Annotated in this window: 15 protein-coding genes; 7 read left to right on the top strand and 8 right to left on the bottom strand. The window is 71.3% G+C overall.

All coding sequences use genetic code 11. The annotated features are described in order from the left end of the window. Positions 1 to 26: 26 nt before the first annotated feature. Genes ACTWPV_RS16915 through ACTWPV_RS16905 form a run of 3 tightly spaced genes read right to left on the bottom strand, consistent with a single transcriptional unit; the run spans position 27 to position 3,160 of the window. Positions 27 to 878, bottom strand: a complete 852-nt coding sequence (locus tag ACTWPV_RS16915) for a sugar ABC transporter permease (protein WP_347644883.1) — start codon at positions 876 to 878, stop codon at positions 27 to 29. Beyond that, the gene (locus ACTWPV_RS16910) at positions 875 to 1,870 is read right to left on the bottom strand and encodes a carbohydrate ABC transporter permease (RefSeq protein ID WP_347644882.1); all 996 of its coding nucleotides are present in this window, start codon (positions 1,868 to 1,870) and stop codon (positions 875 to 877) included. Before ACTWPV_RS16910 ends, ACTWPV_RS16915 begins: the two co-directional genes overlap by 4 nt. A gap of 3 nt (positions 1,871 to 1,873) precedes the next feature. Next, positions 1,874 to 3,160, bottom strand: a complete 1,287-nt coding sequence (locus ACTWPV_RS16905; protein ID WP_347644881.1) for an extracellular solute-binding protein — start codon at positions 3,158 to 3,160, stop codon at positions 1,874 to 1,876. Positions 3,161 to 3,544: 384 nt separating this feature from the next. On the opposite strand from ACTWPV_RS16905, the gene pulA reads away from it, so the two are divergent. Continuing rightward, positions 3,545 to 6,178, top strand: coding sequence for a pullulanase-type alpha-1,6-glucosidase (pulA, locus tag ACTWPV_RS16900; protein ID WP_443152486.1), 2,634 nt, complete (start codon positions 3,545 to 3,547; stop codon positions 6,176 to 6,178). 196 nt (positions 6,179 to 6,374) lie between these two features. Then, positions 6,375 to 6,968 carry a hypothetical protein gene (locus ACTWPV_RS16895; RefSeq protein ID WP_443152485.1) on the top strand — a complete coding sequence of 198 codons (594 nt, stop codon included), beginning with the start codon at positions 6,375 to 6,377 and terminating at the stop codon, positions 6,966 to 6,968. A gap of 112 nt (positions 6,969 to 7,080) precedes the next feature. Here ACTWPV_RS16895 and ACTWPV_RS16890 read toward each other — a convergent pair whose 3' ends face one another. From ACTWPV_RS16890 to ACTWPV_RS16870, 5 genes are read right to left on the bottom strand one after another with little or no spacing between them, the layout of a single operon-like run. After that, a complete protein-coding gene (locus tag ACTWPV_RS16890; protein WP_443152484.1) occupies positions 7,081 to 9,054 on the bottom strand; it encodes a sugar isomerase domain-containing protein in 1,974 nt (657 codons plus the stop codon). Next, positions 9,051 to 9,995: an N-acetylglucosamine kinase gene (locus tag ACTWPV_RS16885; protein ID WP_443152483.1), complete on the bottom strand. Its 945-nt coding sequence runs from the start codon at positions 9,993 to 9,995 to the stop codon at positions 9,051 to 9,053. Before ACTWPV_RS16885 ends, ACTWPV_RS16890 begins: the two co-directional genes overlap by 4 nt. Next, positions 9,992 to 10,822, bottom strand: a complete 831-nt coding sequence (locus ACTWPV_RS16880; RefSeq protein ID WP_443152482.1) for a carbohydrate ABC transporter permease — start codon at positions 10,820 to 10,822, stop codon at positions 9,992 to 9,994. The genes ACTWPV_RS16885 and ACTWPV_RS16880 overlap by 4 nt, the downstream gene beginning before the upstream one ends. After that, entirely contained in the window at positions 10,819 to 11,820 is a 1,002-nt protein-coding gene (locus ACTWPV_RS16875; RefSeq protein ID WP_443152481.1) for a carbohydrate ABC transporter permease, read from the bottom strand. The genes ACTWPV_RS16880 and ACTWPV_RS16875 overlap by 4 nt, the downstream gene beginning before the upstream one ends. Beyond that, positions 11,799 to 13,070: an ABC transporter substrate-binding protein gene (locus tag ACTWPV_RS16870; RefSeq protein ID WP_443152480.1), complete on the bottom strand. Its 1,272-nt coding sequence runs from the start codon at positions 13,068 to 13,070 to the stop codon at positions 11,799 to 11,801. Before ACTWPV_RS16870 ends, ACTWPV_RS16875 begins: the two co-directional genes overlap by 22 nt. A gap of 142 nt (positions 13,071 to 13,212) precedes the next feature. Here ACTWPV_RS16870 and ACTWPV_RS16865 point away from each other — a divergent pair, with 142 nt between their 5' ends. The 5 genes from ACTWPV_RS16865 to ACTWPV_RS16845 all read left to right on the top strand — a co-directional run bounded on the left by ACTWPV_RS16865 (position 13,213) and on the right by ACTWPV_RS16845 (position 18,483). Then, on the top strand, positions 13,213 to 13,986 hold the full coding sequence (locus ACTWPV_RS16865) for a GntR family transcriptional regulator (RefSeq protein ID WP_443152479.1): 774 nt from the start codon (positions 13,213 to 13,215) through the stop codon (positions 13,984 to 13,986). A gap of 152 nt (positions 13,987 to 14,138) precedes the next feature. After that, entirely contained in the window at positions 14,139 to 15,182 is a 1,044-nt protein-coding gene (locus tag ACTWPV_RS16860) for an endonuclease/exonuclease/phosphatase family protein (RefSeq protein WP_443152478.1), read from the top strand. Between the two features lie 11 nt (positions 15,183 to 15,193). After that, entirely contained in the window at positions 15,194 to 16,993 is a 1,800-nt protein-coding gene (locus ACTWPV_RS16855) for a metallophosphoesterase (protein WP_443152477.1), read from the top strand. A gap of 180 nt (positions 16,994 to 17,173) precedes the next feature. After that, on the top strand, positions 17,174 to 17,896 hold the full coding sequence (locus ACTWPV_RS16850; protein ID WP_443152476.1) for a VIT1/CCC1 transporter family protein: 723 nt from the start codon (positions 17,174 to 17,176) through the stop codon (positions 17,894 to 17,896). Positions 17,897 to 17,940: 44 nt separating this feature from the next. Next, positions 17,941 to 18,483: a GNAT family N-acetyltransferase gene (locus ACTWPV_RS16845; protein WP_347644869.1), complete on the top strand. Its 543-nt coding sequence runs from the start codon at positions 17,941 to 17,943 to the stop codon at positions 18,481 to 18,483. The last annotated feature ends 2 nt before the right edge of the window (positions 18,484 to 18,485 follow it).

The raw sequence follows: 18,485 nt of genomic DNA, 5'->3' as shown, positions 1-18,485 counted from the left end.
TCACGTACAGTTATCGGCCGAATACTTTACGCTTTGGTCGCGCCGGCGGTGAGCCCGGTGACCAGGTGGCGCTGCACGAGGAGGAAGACCGCGCCCGCCGGGATGGCGATGAGCACGGCGGAGGCGGTCATCAGCCCCCAGTCCGACCAGTGCTGGCCGACGAACTGCTGCAGGCCCACCCCCAGCGTGCGTTTGTCCTCCTGCGACATGAACACCGTGGCGTAGCCGACCTCGCCCCAGGCGGTCATGAAGCAGTAGAACGCGGTCACCGCGATGCCCGGACGGGCCAGCGGCAGCACGACCCGCCAGAACGTGCCGAACGGCGTCAGCCCGTCCACCATCGCGGCCTGGTCGATCTCCACCGGCACGGTGTCGAAGTAGCTCTTCATCATCCAGGCGCAGAACGGCACCGCGATCGTCATGTAGGCGATCACCAGGCCGGGGATCTGGTTGAGCAGGCCGAGCCCGGCCATCAGGTTGTACAGGGGGACGATGAGGATGGCCACCGGGAACATCTGGGTGATCAGCAGCAGCCACATGACCGAGCGGTGACCGGGGAAGCGGAAGCGGCTGACGGCGTAGCCGGTGGTGGCGGCGAGGAACACGCCGAGCACCATGGTCAGCCCCGCCGTCAGCACGCTGTTGAGCAGCCACTGCGGGAACGCGGTGGCGGTCAGCACGCGGGTGTAGTTGTCCAGCGAGGAGTCGTCGAACAGCCGGAGCTCGGCCGACAGCCAGCTGTCGCGCGGCTTGAGCGAGGTGAGCACCAGCCACACCACCGGGAACAGCGAGATCGCCACGGCGACGAGCAGGCCGGCGTGCAGGCCGATGGAGGCCAGCGGTCCCCGCTCGCCGCGGGGCCGGGTCGCGCGGGTCACCAGGGGCCTCCTTGACTGCGCAGGGTGCGGCGGTAGCCGATGGCCAGCACGACCAGCATGGCGAGGATGATCACGCCCCACGCGGCCGAGCCGGAGTAGTTGCGGATGCCGGTGAAGGCCTCGCGGAAGGCGTAGGTGACGAGGATCTCGGTCTCGCTGCCCGGCCCGCCCCGCGTGACCAGGAAGATGATGGGGAACATGTTGAACGTCCAGATCGTGCCGAGCAGGACCACGGTCGTGGAGACCTGCCGCAGCCCGGGCAGCGTGATCGCCTTGAAGCGCTGCCACGGGGAGGCGCCGTCGACCTCGGCCGCTTCGTACAGCTCGGCGGGGATCGACTGCAGGCCGCCGAGCATGGCGACCATCATGAACGGCACCCCGATCCACACGTTGACCGCGATCACCGCGATCCTGGCGGTGACCGGGTCGTCCAGCCAGCCCACGCCGGACAGCCCGGCGACCTCGAGGAAGCCGTTGATCACGCCGTAGTCGCTGTTGTAGAGGTAGCGCCAGATGAACGCGGCCACGAACGCCGGCACCGCCCACGGCAGGATCAGCAGCACCCGGTAGACCGACCGCAGGCGCAGCTTGCGGTTGAGCATCACGGCCAGGCCGAGCCCGATGCCGTAGTGGAGGCCGACGCACACCACCGTCCACGTCACGGTCCAGAGCACCTTGTCCCAGAACAGGCTGCTGGTCAGGATCTGGAGGTAGTTGTCCAGGCCGACGAACTCGTACGTGGACGGGATCACGTTGACCCCGATGGTGCGGCCCATGTTGGCCTCGGTCGCGTCGGTCAGCGACAGGTAGACGCCCCTGGCCAGCGGCCAGCCGATCAGCACCAGCATCACGACCGCCACCGGCGCGATCATCGCCCAGGCGTACCAGTGGGCCGACAGGGCGCGTCTCAGCCGTCCGGGGCTGTCATGGCGGCGGCTCCGGCCGCGGGCGGACTCGCCCGCGGCCGGAGCCCGTCCGGTCGAGACTGCCACCGGTCAGCTCCAGTCCTTCATGATCCCGTGGTACTGCTCATCGACCTTCTTGAGCATGTCGGCGGGCGTGACCTGGCCGCCCACGAGCGACTGGTAGCCCTCCAGCAGCGGCTGGAACAGCTGCCCGCCCTCGGGGATCCACGGGCGCGGCACGGCGGTGTCCATGATCGGCTTGAACACCGCGACGTCCGGGTTGCCCTGAACGTCGGGGTCGGCGTAGGCGGAGGTGCGGGTGGGCAGCAGGCTGATCTCCTTGGCGATCTTCGCCTGGGCCTTGGCCGTGGTCATGAACCGTACGAACTCGTACGCGGCCGGGATGTTCTTCGACCCGGCGTAGATCGCGAGGTTCCAGCCTCCCGTCGGAGCCCCTGCCTTGACCGAGCCGGCCGGGACGGGGGCGATGCCGAGGTTGGACTTGTCCTTGAACTCCTTGCCCTGGTAGATCTCCGACAGCGCCCACGGCCCGTTGTAGATCATGGCCGCCTTGCCCTCCTTGAGGGCCGTCATGGCGTTGGCGTAGCTGTCGGTCGTGGCCGGCTTGGGCGCGGCGCCGGAGTTGATCAGGTCGGCCACCGTCTCGATGGCCTTCACGTTGGCCGGCGAGTTGACCACGATCTTCTTGCTCTGCACGTCGAGCAGGTCGCCGCCCTCGCCGTACATGAACGGCAGCAGGAAGTAGGAGTCGACGTTGAGCGCCAGGCCGTCGGCGTCGGTCTTGTCCTTGACGTCGAGGGCGGCCTGCTTCAGCTCGGCGATCGTCCTGGGCGGCTCCTCGTGGCCGGCCTCCTTCAGCAGCCGCTTGTTGTAGATCAACGCCAGCGTGTCGGTGACCTGCGGCACGGCGTAGGTCTTGCCGGTGTACTTGGTGCTGCTCAGCGGCCCGGGCAGGAAGTCGGACCCGTCCTCCACCGCCCGGGTGCCGTCAAGGGGCTGCAGATAGCCCAGCGAGGCGAACTGCGGTGTCCACGCCACCTCGGAGCGGATCACGTCGGGCGCGCCGGTGCCGGCCTGCGCGGCCGTCTGGAACTGGTTCTGGGCCTGGTCGGACGGCACGTTCACATATTTGACCTTGATGCCGGGGTATTGCGCCTCGAACTCCTTGATCAACGCCTGGAACGTCGGGCCCTCGCTGTCGGGCCTGGTCGTGTCCCACCAGGTCAGCTCGCCGGTGATCTTCGATGGGTCGGTGACGGAGGCGGTGGGAGCGGCGGCCTCACCACCCCCGCCGCCGCAGGCGGTGGCCGTCAGGGTGAGCGCCGCCACGGCCGAGGCCGCTAAGAGTCGTCGCATGTCCTTGTCCTCACAGCTGTCTGTATCAGAGGTCGGGGTACGCCGGAGGTTACGCCGAGGCGGCGTTCTCGGATAGATGGGGACGCAAGATTTCTGCAAGTTGTTACATTGATCCGCACGCGCGGCCTCGGGCCCGCCATTCGCCGCACCCGCAGGCGTTTCCGCAGGTGCAGGCAGAGCCGTTTCCCCATGGCGGACGGCCGGACGGCGTGCCACCGCCGCCGGACGAGCAGGGAACCGGGCGTGGCGTTGCAGAAATTTCCAGAAATGATTGCAAGCGACGCCGGCCGCCAGGTCGCTCAGGTGCTCCGCCCGAGCCCGACATGAATGGTAATCTCACGATTGCACAGGGTGAACATCGGGAGTGGGGATGCGGGGTTCCGCGTGATCCGCCGTCGGCCGGCTCGCACCGGCGCCGAAGGCGACCGGCCACGATCCCCGCGCGCGGACGTCGACCTGACCGGGGCGAGAGCCTGCTGGATCGACCGAGACACGGTGGCCTGGCGCGTCGAGCCGTCGCTGCGGCACGCGCTCGCCTGCAGCGCCGGCGGCGACATCGCCCTCGACGAGGGCGAGCTGACCGGCGACCCGCGGCTCATCCGGCTCGCGCCCGGCACGATGAGCGAGGAGCAGCGACGCCGCTGGCCCCACCTGGCCTCCTTCACCGCGCTGAAGGTGGACCCTCGCGACGCCGGCCTGGTGAAGGACTCTCTGCGCGGCCAGATCGTGGCCGTGGAACGCGACGCCGCGGGCGAGCTGCTGGCGGCGACCGGCGTGCAGCTGCCCGGAGTGCTCGACGACGTCTACGCCGAGGCCGCCACCGCCAGGCTGGGCCCTGCGGGGCGGATGATCCCGTCGTTGTCGTTGTGGGCGCCGACCGCCCGCACGGTCGAGCTGGCGCTCTACGCGCCCGGTACCGACCGGCGCCGCGTGCGCCGGATGCGGCGCGACGACCGGACCGGCGTCTGGTCGGTGCGCGGGCTGCCGACGTGGCTGGGCCGCGAGTACACATTCCTCGTCACGGTCTACTCCCCCAGGGAGGGCAGGATCGTGACGAACGAGGTCACCGACCCGTACGGCCTGGCCGTCGCCCCCGACGGCGGGCGCAGCAGGCTCGTCAGCCTGGAACGCGCCGCGCACAAGCCGCGCGGCTGGGACCGGCTGGTCAAGCCCGCGGCCGTGCCGCAGCACCGGGCGTCCATCTACGAGCTGCACGTACGCGACTTCTCCGCCTCCGACGCCACCGTCCCCGCCGCGCTGCGCGGCACGTACGCGGCCTTCGGCGGCGACGGCGCCGGGATGCGGGAGCTGCGTGCGCTGGCCGCGGACGGGCTGACCCACGTGCACCTGCTGCCGGTCTTCGACTTCGCCACCGTGCCCGAGCGGAGGGCCGACCGCACCGAGCCCGGCTGCGACCTGGCCGCGTTCCCGCCGGCGTCCGAGCGGCAGCAGGAGGGCGTGGCGAGGACCGCGGCGAAAGACTCCTTCAACTGGGGGTACGACCCGCTGCACTACACGGTGCCCGAGGGCTCGTACGCGACGGACCCCGACGAGCGCACGAGAGAGTTCCGCGGCATGGTCGCCGGGCTCAACCGGGCCGGGCTGCGCGTGGTGATGGACGTCGTCTACAACCACACCCACTCCACCGAGGTGCTCGACCCGATCGTGCCCGGCTACTACCACCGGCTGCTCGACGACGGCACGGTCGCCACCTCCACGTGCTGCCCCGGCACCGCGCCCGAGCACACCATGATGGGCAGGCTGGTCGTCGACTCCGTCGTCACGTGGGCCACCCGGTACAAGATCGACGGTTTCCGCTTCGACCTGATGGGCCACCACCCGAAGGCCGGCATGCTCGCCGTCCGCGCGGCCCTCGACCGGCTGACCCCCGGGAGGGACGGCGTCGACGGAAAGTCGATCATCCTGTACGGCGAGGGCTGGAACTTCGGCGAGGTGGCCTACGACGCCAGGTTCGAGCAGGCCACACAGGCGAATCTGGCCGGCACCGGCATCGGCACGTTCAGCGACCGGCTGCGCGACGCGGTGCGCGGCGGCGGCCCGTTCGACGCCGACCCGCGCGTGCAGGGCTTCGGCTCCGGCCTCGCGGGCGCGCCCAACGGCGCACCGGCCAACGGCACCGAGGAGGAGCAGCGGGCCAGGCTGGCCGCCTGCACGGAACTGGTCAAGGTGGGGCTGAGCGGCAGCCTGCGCGACTACGTCCTGCCCTCGGGCAGGAAGGGCTCCGAGGTCGACTACAACGGCTCGCCCGCCGGCTACACCGCCGCGCCGGGCGAGGCGGTGGCGTACGTCGACGCGCACGACAACGAGACGCTGTTCGACGCGCTGGCGTACAAGCTGCCGCAGCGGACGCCGATGGCCGACCGGGTGCGCATGCAGGTGCTCTCGCTGGCCACCGTGGTGCTGGCGCAGGGGACGGCGTTCGTGCACGCGGGCAGCGAGCGGCTGCGGTCGAAGTCGCTTGACCGCAACTCCTACGACTCGGGCGACTGGTTCAACCGGCTGTTGTGGGACTGCTCTGCGGGCAACGGCTTCGGCGCCGGCCTGCCGCCCAGGGCGGCCAACGAGGCCGCGTGGCCGTACGCGAGACCCCTGCTCGAAGACCCGGCGCTGCGCCCTGACTGCGCGGCCGTCAACGCCTGCCGGGCCGGGTTCGGCGAGCTGCTGCGGATCAGGGCGTCGTCACCGGCGTTCGCCCTGGGCTCGGCGGCCGAGGTGCGGCGGCGGTTGACGTTCCCCGCCTCGGCGGAGGGCGTGATCGCCATGCACATCGACACGACGGGCCTCGACCCGCGCTGGACGTCCGTCACCGTCGTGTTCAACGCGACGCCGTACACGCACGCGCAGGCGATGCCCGGCCTGGCGGGACAGGCCGTGTCGCTCCATCCCGTGCAGGGGTGCTCCGGCGACGCGGTGGTGCGGAGCTCGGCGTTCGACCCGGCCACCGCGACCCTGTCGGTCCCGGCCCGCACGGTCGCGGTCTTCGTCACGGCCCGGTGAACGAAGCCGGTAGACGGCGGGCGTGCTGGGTAGGGGAACCGAAGGTCGAAAACCCATGGCTTTCAGCCGCACGACAACGCAGACTGGATAGACGGCGATCGCGTGGAGCAGTGGAGCACCCGTGGACTATCACCTTGATCACATGCCGGTTCTGTCCCGAGGCAGACATCGCAACCCGAAACGCGGTGCCTGTTTCATGGAGCTGGCCTCATATCTGGCCGGAGAGCGCTGGAGCGACCATCCGGCCTGCACACACCCGTTGCTGGCCGCGCTCGCCCGCCTGGTCAACGACAACACCAGCGACGAGAGCCGGGCCGGGCTCGTCCACCTGGTTCCGTCCATCATCGGCCTGGCCAGCGACGACCTGCGCGTGGACGCGCGGATCGCGCTGCGCTGCGCCACCACGGCGCTGCCGGTGGCGGCGGCCGAGCGCCAGCTCGCGCTGGCGGTGTCGGTGCTGGCGGCCGAGGAGATGCTGGCCAGGCTCGACGGCGCCCCGTCGGGGCGGCTCAGCGAGTCGAGCGTGCGGGTGATGGAGGATGTCCCGCACGCGGCCGAGCAGGCGCGCCGCTTCAGCCGCGCGGCCAGGATCACGCAGAAGGGCTTTCGCCGGTACGCCGCGCCCAACGCGGTGCAACTGTCGGTGGTCGGCATCGTGCAGGCCTGCATCCCCGACCCGGACGCGCTGCTGCGCCGGCTCCTGGAGGAGACCATCGCCGACTGCGACGCCATGATCCACGGCCGGCAGGCCGACACCTCCGGCGCCATCACCACCCCGGCCCACGCCTGAAAGGGCGCGGCGTCCCCTGCGTCCGCCGGGGACGCCCCCAGCAGCCCGCCGGTAGCGGCGCGTGTCCTCGAACGCGCCGCTACCGGAGGACGTCCGCGCCGCGCACCGCGGGCTACGGCTCGAGCGGGCGCACGCGTTCGCGATAGCGCTCGTACAGCGCGGCGTTGTGGTCGTCGCCGCTCGCCAGGTTCGCCGAGACGAACACCGGGAGCTCGGCTCCTCGTTCGAGCAGCTTCCTGCAGACGAGCTCGGCGAGCACCTGCGCTATGAGCACCCCCGTGAAGGAGGAGACCGCGCCGACGCGCGCCCCGGGGCCGAGCTCGACCGTGGCGTCGCCGGCCGGGGCACAGTTGTCGATCACGACGTCCGCGAGATCGGCCAGGCGTGCTCCCCCCGCCTTTCGCGCGAACGACGAGCGGGTGTGTTCGAGCGACGTGAGCGCGATCACGCGATGGCCGTTGCCGCGGGCGAGCTTCGCCATCTCGACGACCGCCGCGTTGAGGCCGGAGTTCGACACGATCAGGAACACGTCGGCCGGTTCCGGCCGCGCCAGCGTGTAGATCCGCTCGGCGAGGCCGGGCGTGCGCTCGTACGTCGGATCCAGGATGAGCGCCGGGTCCACGCCCCCGAACATCACCAGGTCCTTGACCGCGAGCATGCTCACGGCCGCCAGGCCGCCGGCGCGACCGGTGAGCTCCAGCGCGACCGCCCGCGAGTGCCCGGTGGCGAACGCCTGGAGCACCCCGCCGGCGGCCATCGAGCCGGCGACGAGCTCGGCCGCCTGGTGAATGGCGGTCATCTGCGTCGTCAGCACCTGCTCGACGAGTGACCCGGCACGGGCTGCGAACTGTGATTCGGCCATGGAGCGTCCCTTCCTTCCCGATGTCTCGACGGCATGGACCGCGGCCGCCACGACGCGCTCGCCGCTGCCCTCCGCGACCGGGCTGACGAGGGTCTCGTACGTGGCCGGAGTGCCGCGGCTGGGCAGGTACCCCAGGTAGCCGTTGGCGTAGCCGAGGACGACGGGTGAAGCGTGCGCAGGGAACTCCGCGCGGACGGCCTCGCCCAGGTCGAGGAAGAGCTCGCCCGGCACGGCCACGAGGGTGACGTCGCCGAGCCGGATCGCCTGGACCTCGATCTCGTAGGGTCGTGTGCGCCCCTGGCTCTGGAGATCACGCGCGATTCGCCGGCCCTGGTGGACCACGCTCCGGTGGCGTTCGCCGGCGCCCTGGGCGTCCGCCGCCGCGGCGATGGCGGCGGCGAACTCCTCGGGCCGCTTGGGCGCGAGCTCGACCCGGACGGAAGCCGGTGCGAGGACGGGCGCCTCCCCCGGCTCGCCTGTAGGGGGCGCCGCGACGGGGAGCCGCTCGGCCACCAGCATGCCGAGCCGATCGATCTCCGCTCGGTCCCGCGCCTGCCGCGTGTGCCGCGTGCTGATGTCGCCCGCGGCGCCGGTCGCCACCACGATCCACCGGTCACCGGCCTGGAGGGCACGGCGGATGCCGCCGGTGAGGTCCGCGCCGGCGCCGCTGTTGCCCGCCGGGAGCACCGTGGGATGCACGGGCGAGACCACGATGACGCCGACGGTCTCTCCCGCGGGGGACGAGACGACGAGCGCGTCGACCGGCAGGTCGGCGGCGTGGCGGTCCGGGAACGCGCGCCGCCCGCCCAGGTTCGGGACATCCGCCCGTACGGTGTGGAGCCGCGCGTCCCGCTCGTCGGCGAGCGCGGCCCTGACGGCCTGGAGCGACGCGCGGACCAGGCGTTCGGCCAGCGAGGCAGGGGTCGGTGCGCCCCCGGGGACGCATCCGGCCTCCGGGCTCGCGTGGGTGTGCGTCGCCGCCACCCAGCAGGAGTCGACGCCCAGGTCACCGACGGCGGCCCGGATCCGCTCCACCACATCCGTGTTCACGCACACGAGGTCGGCGACGATCAACGCGAACCGGTGCCCGCCGTCGGTGAAGGTGACGGCGTGGACCTCCAGCGGGTCGAGGGTGGCGGTGATGCCCTCCGTCCGGTCGGCGTACCCGCCCATGGCCTCGCCCACGACGACGTCGAGTCGCTCGGCGCCGTGTCCGGCCCTCACGCCTGGCCTCCCGGCTGGGTGGTGAGCCGCCGCAGCAGGCCTCGATACGGTTCTTGCGAACGGAGCAAGGTCAATCCACCTTCCAGAGATGTGGCGAGCGGCGCGGCCAGGTCCAGCCCGCGGCCGGACAGACTCGCGACCAGAGCAGTGTGCAGGAGGTTGCCGGGAGCCAGGAGGCGCCCGTTGTAGGAGACCCGCCGGCCCGCGTCCGGCAGGCGGGACACCGCCGCCGCCGCGGCGGCGGCGAGGGCCTCGGCCGCCTCGACGCAGATGCCGCGGGCCACCGCGTCGCGTTCCGCGGCCTCCAGGACGGCACGCGCGAAGGCGGCGGTCCGCGCGACCAGCGCGGCGTCCCGGTAGAAGCGCTGCAGGCCGGCCAGATCCGTGCCGCCCAGTTCCGCGACGAGCCGGTCGGCCAGCTCGGTCGCCGGCCCCACGCCGTCGTGCGCCGCCGTGGCGGCGCGCAGCCCGGCCAGGCCGATGGCGTGGGCGCTGCCGCGGTCTCCCAGCAGCGGCCCCCAGCCGTCGATCCTGACGCTGCGCCCGGAGTCGCCGACCGCGAGAACGGTGGTCCCGGTGCCCACGCACAACACCGTGCCCGCGCCCTCCAGGGCCCCGGCGTGGGCGAGCAGGCTGTCCTCCACGACGAGGGCCGGGCATCCGAAGAACTCCTCGAGGAGGGAGACCAGCCGGCGCCTCGCCGCCGGGTCGCCGGGGACCCCGGTGAGGCCGGCGGCCACGCCTGCCGCCTCCGCGGGCAGGCGGACCGCCTCGGCGGCGGCCCGGACGCTGCCGAGGATGCGGGCGACGCCGTCCTCGCCCGGCTCGTACGACATGCCAGGCCCGACGCCGTACTGCCGGTCCCGGCCGGTGCTCACGAGCAGGCGAAGCTCGGACTTGCCGCCGTCGATGCTGATGCGGGCCTTGTGATCCGCCGTCAACGGGACATCCCTGCCGTCAGCCCGGCGATGATCTGCTTGGTCGCGAGCGCGAACACCAGGGCCAGCGGCACGAGGGCGATCACCAGCCCGGCGAAGAGCGTCGCCCGGTCGGTGGCGAACTCGCCGAAGAAGCGGGTCAGGCCGACGGGGACGGTGTACTTGGAGTCGCTGCGCAACAGGACGAGCGGGTAGAAGAAGTCGTTCCACGTGGGCGCGAACTGGAAGACGGTGACCACGGCCAGGGCCGGTCGCATGAGCGGCAGCGCGATCGACACGAAGAGCCGTCCCTCGTTCGCGCCGTCCAGGCGGGCGGCCTCTTCGAGTCCGGTGGGCAGCCCCCGCATGAAACCCATGATCACGAAGATCGAGAAGGGCACGCCGCTCGCCGCGTACAGCAGCATCAGGCCGGGCCGCGTGTCGATCAGCCCCATGGACAGGTACATGTAGAAGACCGGGAGCAGCCCGAGTTTGGCCGGGATCATCAGCCCTGACAGGAAGAAAGCGGCCAGGAGCGCGCGCCCGCGAAACCGCCAGCGCGACAGCGCGTAGGCGGCCGTGGCCGACACCGCCACGCACAGCGTGACGGCGCCGACGGTGACCAGGAGCGAGTTGGCGAAGTACGTGGAGATCGACGCGGTCTCCCAGGCCCGCAGGTAGTTGTCGAGGGTGAGCGACTCCGGCAGCCCGACCGGCTGCCGCAGGATGTCGGCGTTGGTGCGGAACGAGCCGATCGCCACCAGGAGGAGCGGGCCGAACGCGACCGCGGCGTAGGACCACAGCAGGGCGTGGACGACCAGGACCCGTACGCCCCGGCGTCTCGTGGTCACGAGGTCACCTCCCGGCGCCGCAGGAAGCGCTCCAGGACCGCGGAGGCGCCGAAGACGAGGATGAAGATCATGATGGCGAGCGCGGAGGACTCCCCGATCGCGTTCGTGCCGCCCTCGAAGGCCGTGCGGTAGTAGAGCAGGCCCAGCACGTCCATCGCGCCGCCAGGGCCGCCGTCCGATCCGCCGAGCGCGTAGACCAGGTCGAAGAGGTTGAAGCAGCCGATGAAGGTCAGCACGGTGATGACCCCGACCGCGGGCATGAGGAGCGGGAACCGCACGCTCCAGAAGGCCCGGAACGGGGAGGCGCCGTCCATCGCGGCGGCCTCCTCCAGTTCCCTGGGGATGCCGCCCAGCGCGGCGAGAAAGATCAGCATCGGGCCGCCGATCCACTGCCAGGCGTTCACCAGGACCAGGACGGGGAGCGCCGTGTCGGGATCGCCGAGCCACGGCCGGGCCCACGCGTCCAGGCCGGCCGCCCGCAGCAGGAAGTTGATCGGCCCGAACGTGGGGCTCAGCAGCAGGGACCAGACGTATCCGACGATCAGCGGGCTGATGAGGTACGGCAGGGAGAAGATCGTCTGGAGGAAGCGCTTGCCGCGGGGGTTGCGGTACAGCAGCACCGCGAGGCCGAGACCGACGGTGTTCTGGATGGCCATCGTGCCGGCGAAGAACAGCACGTTGTGCCAGAGCGCGGCGGGAATCTCCTGGTTGAGCGGATACCTGGTCAGCACCTCGAGATAGTTGCCGAGCCCGGCGAACTCCCCCTGGCGGATGCCTTCCCACCGGAACAGGCCGTAGTAGAAGGCCGTGACCAGCGGGACGACGACGAACATGCCGTAGAGCACGAGGGCCGGCAGGCAGAACGCCGCGATCCAGGCCGGGGAGGTGCGGCCGGCCCGGTAGGCGGCCCGGTAGCCGGCCCGGTAGCCGGCCGGGTGGCCGGTACGGTGGCGCGCCGGCTCGGGACGCTCGGCGGTCACTGGGTCGGCTCGAACCACTGGTCCACACCCTGCTGTACGTGTTCGGCGGCGTCCTCGGCGCCGGAGCGCCCGGTGACGAACGTCGAGAACGCCTCCGAGGCCAGGTCCCAGGCGGTCGGCGAGCCGCCGGAGAAGTACGCGTAGGTGACGTACGGGCTGGGGTCGGCCTGGTAGGCGGCCAGCGCCTGGGCGAGCAGCGGGTCCTGGGGCCGCACGCCCGGCACCGCCGAGATCTGCCGGAGCTCGGTGGAGAACGCCTGGCCGAACTCGGGGGAGGCCATCCAGCGCACCAGGTCCATGGCCGCCTTCTGGTGGGGGGACTTGGCCGAGACGCCGAACGAGCCGTCGACGTAGCCGGGGACGAGCGTCCGGGTGGCCGCCGCGCCCGGCGGCGGTGGGACGTTGAAGATGCCCAGCTCGAGTTCCGGGTTGGTTTTCTCGAAGACCGCCAGCTCCCAGACCCCTCCGGGGAACATCGCCGCCCGCCCGGAGGTGAACAGCGCCTGGGCGTCGACGTAGCTCACGCCCTCGTACTGCTCGGGCCAGTACTTGCTCGTGCTCTTCCACTTCGTCAGCGAGTCCACCCAGGGCCGGTCGGTGAACGCGGCCTGCCCGGCCAGCATCTTGCTGAGGTAGTCGTGGCCGCCGTAGCTCGTCGCGCCGAAGATCTCCTGCTGGATGGGGAGCATCCACGTGTCGGTCACCGTCGTCGCGAGCGGGACGAGGCCGGCCGCCGCCAGCTTGTCGAAGGCCGCGATCATCTCGTCCCAGGTCTTCGGCGGGGTCAGCCCGTGCTTGCCGAAGAGGGCTTTGTCGTAGATGACGTGCAGGGTCTGGATGGCGAACGGCACGCCGTACACCCGCTTGTCGCGCTCGCCGCGGGCGCCGTCGAGGACCGGCTCGGGGAAGCCGGCCAGTTCCTGGACCTGGCCGTCCAGGGGGACCAGGCTCTTGGCGGCGACGAGCGGCTGGAGCAACCCGTACGAGCGCAGCTGGGCGACGTCGGGGCCGTTGGCGTCGCTGAGCCCTGTCCGCAGGATGGTGTCGTACTCGTCGGCCTTGTAGGGCACGTACTTCACCTTCACGCCCGGATGGGCGTCTTCGTAGATCTTGAAGATCTTCTCGTAGGCGGCGACGTCCTCCTGGCGCCATCCCCAGACGTCGAGAGTGACCTGTTCGGAGGTGGTGCCTGAGCTCGTCTGCCCTTCGGGGGCGCTCGGGGCGCAGGCCGACAGAGTCATGGCCAGCATCCCGGCAGCCGCGATCAAGCCGCGCCGTGTACGAAACATACGCATTTCTCCATATCGGGCGCTCATGCGATGGTCTGGAACGTAATACTGGTATAGACCGTAAGTCAACAGGCGCGAGGCCATAAGATGGTGCGCCGACAGGACTGGGAGGGAGCCGGCGGTGGCGAGGCCGCGACACGAACCGCGTGATGTCGCACCAGAGGTGTTCTCGGCGGGAGAGGGAGGCCCGAAGGGCAAGCACATCCAGGACGTCCTCACCGCGCTGGTGCTCGACATGCGCGACGGCGCCCTGCTCCCCTCCGAACGCGTCCTCGCCGAGCGGTTCGGCGTGGCCAGGATGACGGTCCGCGGAGTGATCAACGACCTGGAGGCGCGCGGGCTGGTCAGGCGCGTGGCGGGGCGGGGCACGTTCGTGCAGCAGCCCACCCTCACCCACTCGGAGAACTTCCGCTCCTTCAGCGAGGACATGCGGATGCGCGGGATGGTTCCCGGCGCCAAGAGCTACCGCGGCCGCACCCGGCCCGCGCCGCGCGACATCGCGTCCCGCCTCGGCCTCGCCACCGGCGATCCGGTCCACTCCATCGAGCGGGTGCGGACCGCCGACGGCGTCCCCATGGCGCTTGAGCGCACGAACCTGTCCGCCGCGCGGTTCCCTGGCCTGCTCTCCGAGATGGGACGGGACGACTCGCTCTTCGAGCTCCTGGGACGCCTGTTCGGCGTGCGGCTTGAGACCGCGGAGCAGACCGTCTCCATCGCCCGGCTGAGCCGGTCGGAGGCCAGACGGCTGGAGGTGCCGGACTATGACCCGGCGTTCCTCGTGGAGCGGGTCGCCGTGGACAACATGGGCAACGTGGTCGAGTTCGGCCGCTCGCTCTACCGCGGCGATCGCTACGTCATCCAGATGCACGTCAGCCGGCCTCCGGCCGCCGGCTGACCCCGGCCCGGCGGGCCCGCACCGCGAGCTGCCCGGCGCCTTTCCTGCACACGCCTCCCCCTTGTCACTCCCGCCACGCGGTGTTACGTTTCCGCCAAATACTGGTCTAGACAGGAATGTTCGAGCGGAACTCACCCCCCGGGAGACGCACCATGAGATTCGGACTCATCGCGATCGTGGCAACTGCCGCATTACTCCTGGCGACGCCCGCCGTCGCCGCCGCGGAACCGTCGGACGCCGCTCCGGCCGGCAAGGCCGAGCGCAGGATCCGGATGCTGGACTTCAACTTCGCCGGAAACGGCTTCAACGGCGGGAGCACGGGCGCCCCGGTCGACGACGCCGTGACGAAGATCTACGAGCAGGGCGCCGAGATCATCTCTCTCAACGAGATGTGCTACACGCAGTGGGTCGCGTTGCGGGACCGGCTGAAGGCGAAGCCGGGCTACGGCGGCCTCACCGAGCAGGTCGTCGTGACGAACCACGACATCCCCAACTGCCACGACCCGGACGTCAATCCCGGTGGCTGGTACGTCATGGGACTGCTGAGCAAGCACCCGTCCGACCGGGTGATGTTCGGTGACACGCCGTACCTGGATCTCGGCTACCACTATCGCCAGCGGTTCCGCAAGCTCGTCTGCGGCGACGTCCACGTGCCCCGCGCGGCGGCCGTGCGCGCGTGCGTGACCCATACCGAGGTGCCCCTGGTCATCATCAACGAGGACTCCTTCCCCGACGACCCGGACATCGCCGCCGACCCCCATTACGGCCGCTCCATCAACTACGCCCAGTCGAAGCTGATCGCCGACACCATCACGCCGATGGCCGCCCGGATGCCGGTCGCCCTGCTCGGCGACCTGAACGAGTTGCCGTTCCTGCCCTCGCTCTCCCACTTCTACGCCAGGTGCGGCGGGACCGGGGTCTTCGACGAGGTCGACGGAGCGGACCCGCGCTGGCGCGGCAACATCAGGCGATGGCACCTCGGGACGGAGGCGTGCCCCCACCGCCAGGGCGAGTGGACCATGGGCGCCGAAGGCCTGCCCGACGACTACCACCAGCCCTACGAGAGCAACCGGAAGATCGACTACATCTTCGTGGACCGCCGTCACTTCAGGGTCGGCCCCACGTCCGGCTGGGTCGTCTCGACACCGTACTCCGACCACCGCATCGTCGTCGGCGACGTCGCGCTGAAGCACTGAAAGGTCCGCACATGCTCAGGCGAACGAGACTGTGCGCCGCGGCGCTGACCGCGGCGCTCCTTCCGGCGGGGACCCTGACCGGTCAGGCCACGGCGGCCACCCGGCAGGCGGACTTCCGCATCCTTCCGTATCTGCAGAGCCCGAGTTCCTCGGGCATCACCATCACCTGGTTCACCGAGGACGGCGAGCCGGGCCGGTTGACCGTCCGCGGGCCGGGCCTCCCGGGCCGCCAGGTCGCGCGGGTCGCCGGCGAGCCGCAGCCGGACCTGGCCTACACGGCCGCCGAGCTCACCCAGGAGATCCCCGGGCTGGAGCAGGGATCATGGCTCGGAGGGCCGGACAGCTACAAGCACTCCAGGCAGGTGAGCGGCCTGCGACCGGGCGCCCAGTACCACTACACGGTGGAACAGGGCGGGAAGACCTTCCGCGGCCGCTTCCGCACCGCCCCGGCCGCCGACCGCTGGCAGCACATCAGGCTGATCGCCATGTCCGACTCCGAGACCGAGCCGCGCGGGCGCGTCCAGCGCCGGGAGTGGGCGCCGGGCGCCGGCGCCGCCGGCCGGCCCCCGGCCGATGCTGACGCGCTCTGGGACCGAACGTACGGCACCACGGTCCTGTCCGGGACGCGCGTCCTGCGCTATCCGCTCACCGAGGACGAGGGCCTGCGCCGCAACCTCGCCGTCGTGCGCGGCAGATCGCCCGACGCGGTGCTCTTCACCGGAGACCTCGTCCAGGGCGGCGGTTACCAGCCCGGCTGGGACGAGTTCTTCCGTCACACCGCCGGCGCCTCCGGCGACCTGCTGACCGGCGTGCCCATCATCCCCGCGTTCGGGAACTGGGAGAGCTTCGGGGCGATCAACGGCGGGTACGGCACGCCGGAGGACCGCACGCCGGTCGTACGATCGCGCGCCAAGTTCCACGCCTACTTCGACGCGCCGCCCAACGGAACGCCGGAGCACCGCGACAACTACCACCGCATCGACTACGGGCCGGTCACCGTGCTGACGCTCGACAGCAACAACGGCGAACCGGATGACAGCGCGGCGAGCTACCCGCCCGAGGAGAAGCTGACCGGCCGCGAGTACACCGGACCGGGCACCGACACCCAGGAGAACTTCACGCGCTCGGAGTACGAGGCGGCCGGCGGCCGTGACCTGTCGGACTACAGCCCGGGCGGCCGGCAATGGACGTGGGTGGAGCAGCAGCTCCGCGATGCCAGGGCAGCGGGTCAGATCGTGCTCGTGCAGTTCCACCACGTCCCCTACAGCAGCGGGGAACACGGCCTGCCCATGAACCACGCGCTGACCTCGGGCCAGGGCGGCACCCCGATGCGGGTCTACCAACCCCTGTTCGAACGGTACGGGGTGAGCGCCGTCATCTCCGGGCACAGCGAGATGTTCGAGCGGAGTTTCGTCGACACGGACGGCGACGGCACCGGTGTGCACTACTACGACGTGGGTGTCTCGGGCGACGGCCTGCGGGGCGTGCGCAGGGACGGCCCCACGCTCGACAGCCCGCCCCTGGCGTACAACGCGTTCAGCCGGTGGACGGCTGACCAGGGCGAGCCCGAGGCGTGGGACGTCGCCGGCGAGACGCCGCGGCTGCTCTCGGGCGGCAAGCACTACGGCCATCTCGAGATCGACGTCGACCGGGTCCGGGGAAAGGGCGGCCGGAAGGCGCGGATCACCCTGACACCCGTCCATGTCTTCCCGGTCATGGACGACAAGCTGGCGGTGCTCCGTACCGAGCGGCGAACCTACTCCGACCGCGTGGTGATCGACGTCGACGCCGGCGGGAGGCCCGCGCGCTAGCCGCGACGCCGGCCGCGCGGCTGCCGCGCGGCCGGCGGAGGCCGGCGAGCACCGCCGGACCGCGCCCGCCGAGCCGTTCTGGCGGCGGAATGCCTGGCCAGGGAAGGCTTTCCTTCGTTGCGGATCTTGGCGACATATGCCTACATTTCCGGATAAGGCACCCGAAAGCGGAGGAATTGCATGACCGTCGAGCTCGCCCGGCCGTACTCGCCCGAGAAGCATCACAGCCACCGGGACGTCACCGGCGGCTGGCTGCGGCCGGCCGTGTTCGGGGCGATGGACGGGCTCGTGTCCAATTTCGCGTTGATCTCCGGGGTCGTGGGCGCGGCGGGCGCCGGGCGCGGCGCGGTGCTGGCGGGGTTCGCCGGCCTCGTCGCCGGCGCGTGTTCCATGGCGGCCGGGGAGTACACGTCCGTGAAGTCCCAGACCGAGCTGATGCGGGCGGAGATCGCCGTCGAGCGGCAGGAGCTGGTCAGGAACCCCAAGGGCGAGCTGGCCGAGCTGGCGGCTCTCTACCAGGCGCGCGGGCTCGACCCCGCGCTGGCGCACCGGGTGGCCGAGGGGCTGTCCGCCGATCCCGAGCAGGCGTTGCGGGTGCACGTCCGCGAGGAGCTGGGCGTGGATCCCGACGACCTGCCCTCGCCGTACGTGGCCGCGGGGTCCTCGTTCTGCGCGTTCGCGACCGGGGCGCTGGTGCCGCTGGCGCCCTTCCTCTTCGGAGCGTCAGGGCTGGCGGTGGCCGTGGTGCTGAGCGTGCTGGCGTTGTTCGGGTTCGGGGCGGCGGTGGCGCGGATGACGGCGCGGCCGTGGTGGCTGGGCGGGCTGCGCCAGCTCGTGCTGGGCGTGGGGGCGGCGTCCGTCACCTTCGGGCTGGGCCACCTGCTCGGGGTGGCCGTCTCCTGATCGCGGGCGACCGCGCGGGAAGTTCCCAGGTACGTTTCCGGAGTATGAGCATGAGCAGTCCCCGCGAGCACACCTTCCGCCCGGCCCGCCGTTCCGACGTCCCCGCGCTGGTCGACCTGGTGCAGTCGGCGTACCGGGGAGAGACGAGCAGGAGCGGGTGGACCGGTGAGGCGGACCTCCTCCAGGGACAGCGCGTGGACGCGGCGATGGTGACCGAGATGATCGACGATCCGTCCACGACCGTGATCGTCGCCGAGGCCGACGGCGTCATGGTGGGGTGCTGCCAGCTCGAACGCCATGACGGCCACGCCTACTTCGGGACGTTCGCCGTCGCGCCCGATCTGCAGGGCGCGGGCACGGGGCGGGCGCTGCTCGCCGAGGCCGAGCGGCTCGCCCGCGACGAGTGGGGCGCCGGCGAGCTGCGGATGACGGTGATCGTCCAGCGCGAGGACCTCATCGCCTGGTACGTGCGCCGCGGCTACGTCCGCACCGGCGAGCTGTCGCCCTTCCCGTACGGCGACGAGCGGTTCGGAGTGCCCATGCGTGACGACCTGGCGTTCGAGACCCTGGCGAAGAAGCTCGGCTGACG

Origin of the sequence: Nonomuraea sp. KM88, from assembly GCF_052245635.1 — a bacterium.
GTDB lineage: Bacteria > Actinomycetota > Actinomycetes > Streptosporangiales > Streptosporangiaceae > Nonomuraea.
The sequence above is the reverse complement of the archived record's forward strand: the minus strand, read 5'-3'. Positions and strand labels throughout refer to the sequence as shown.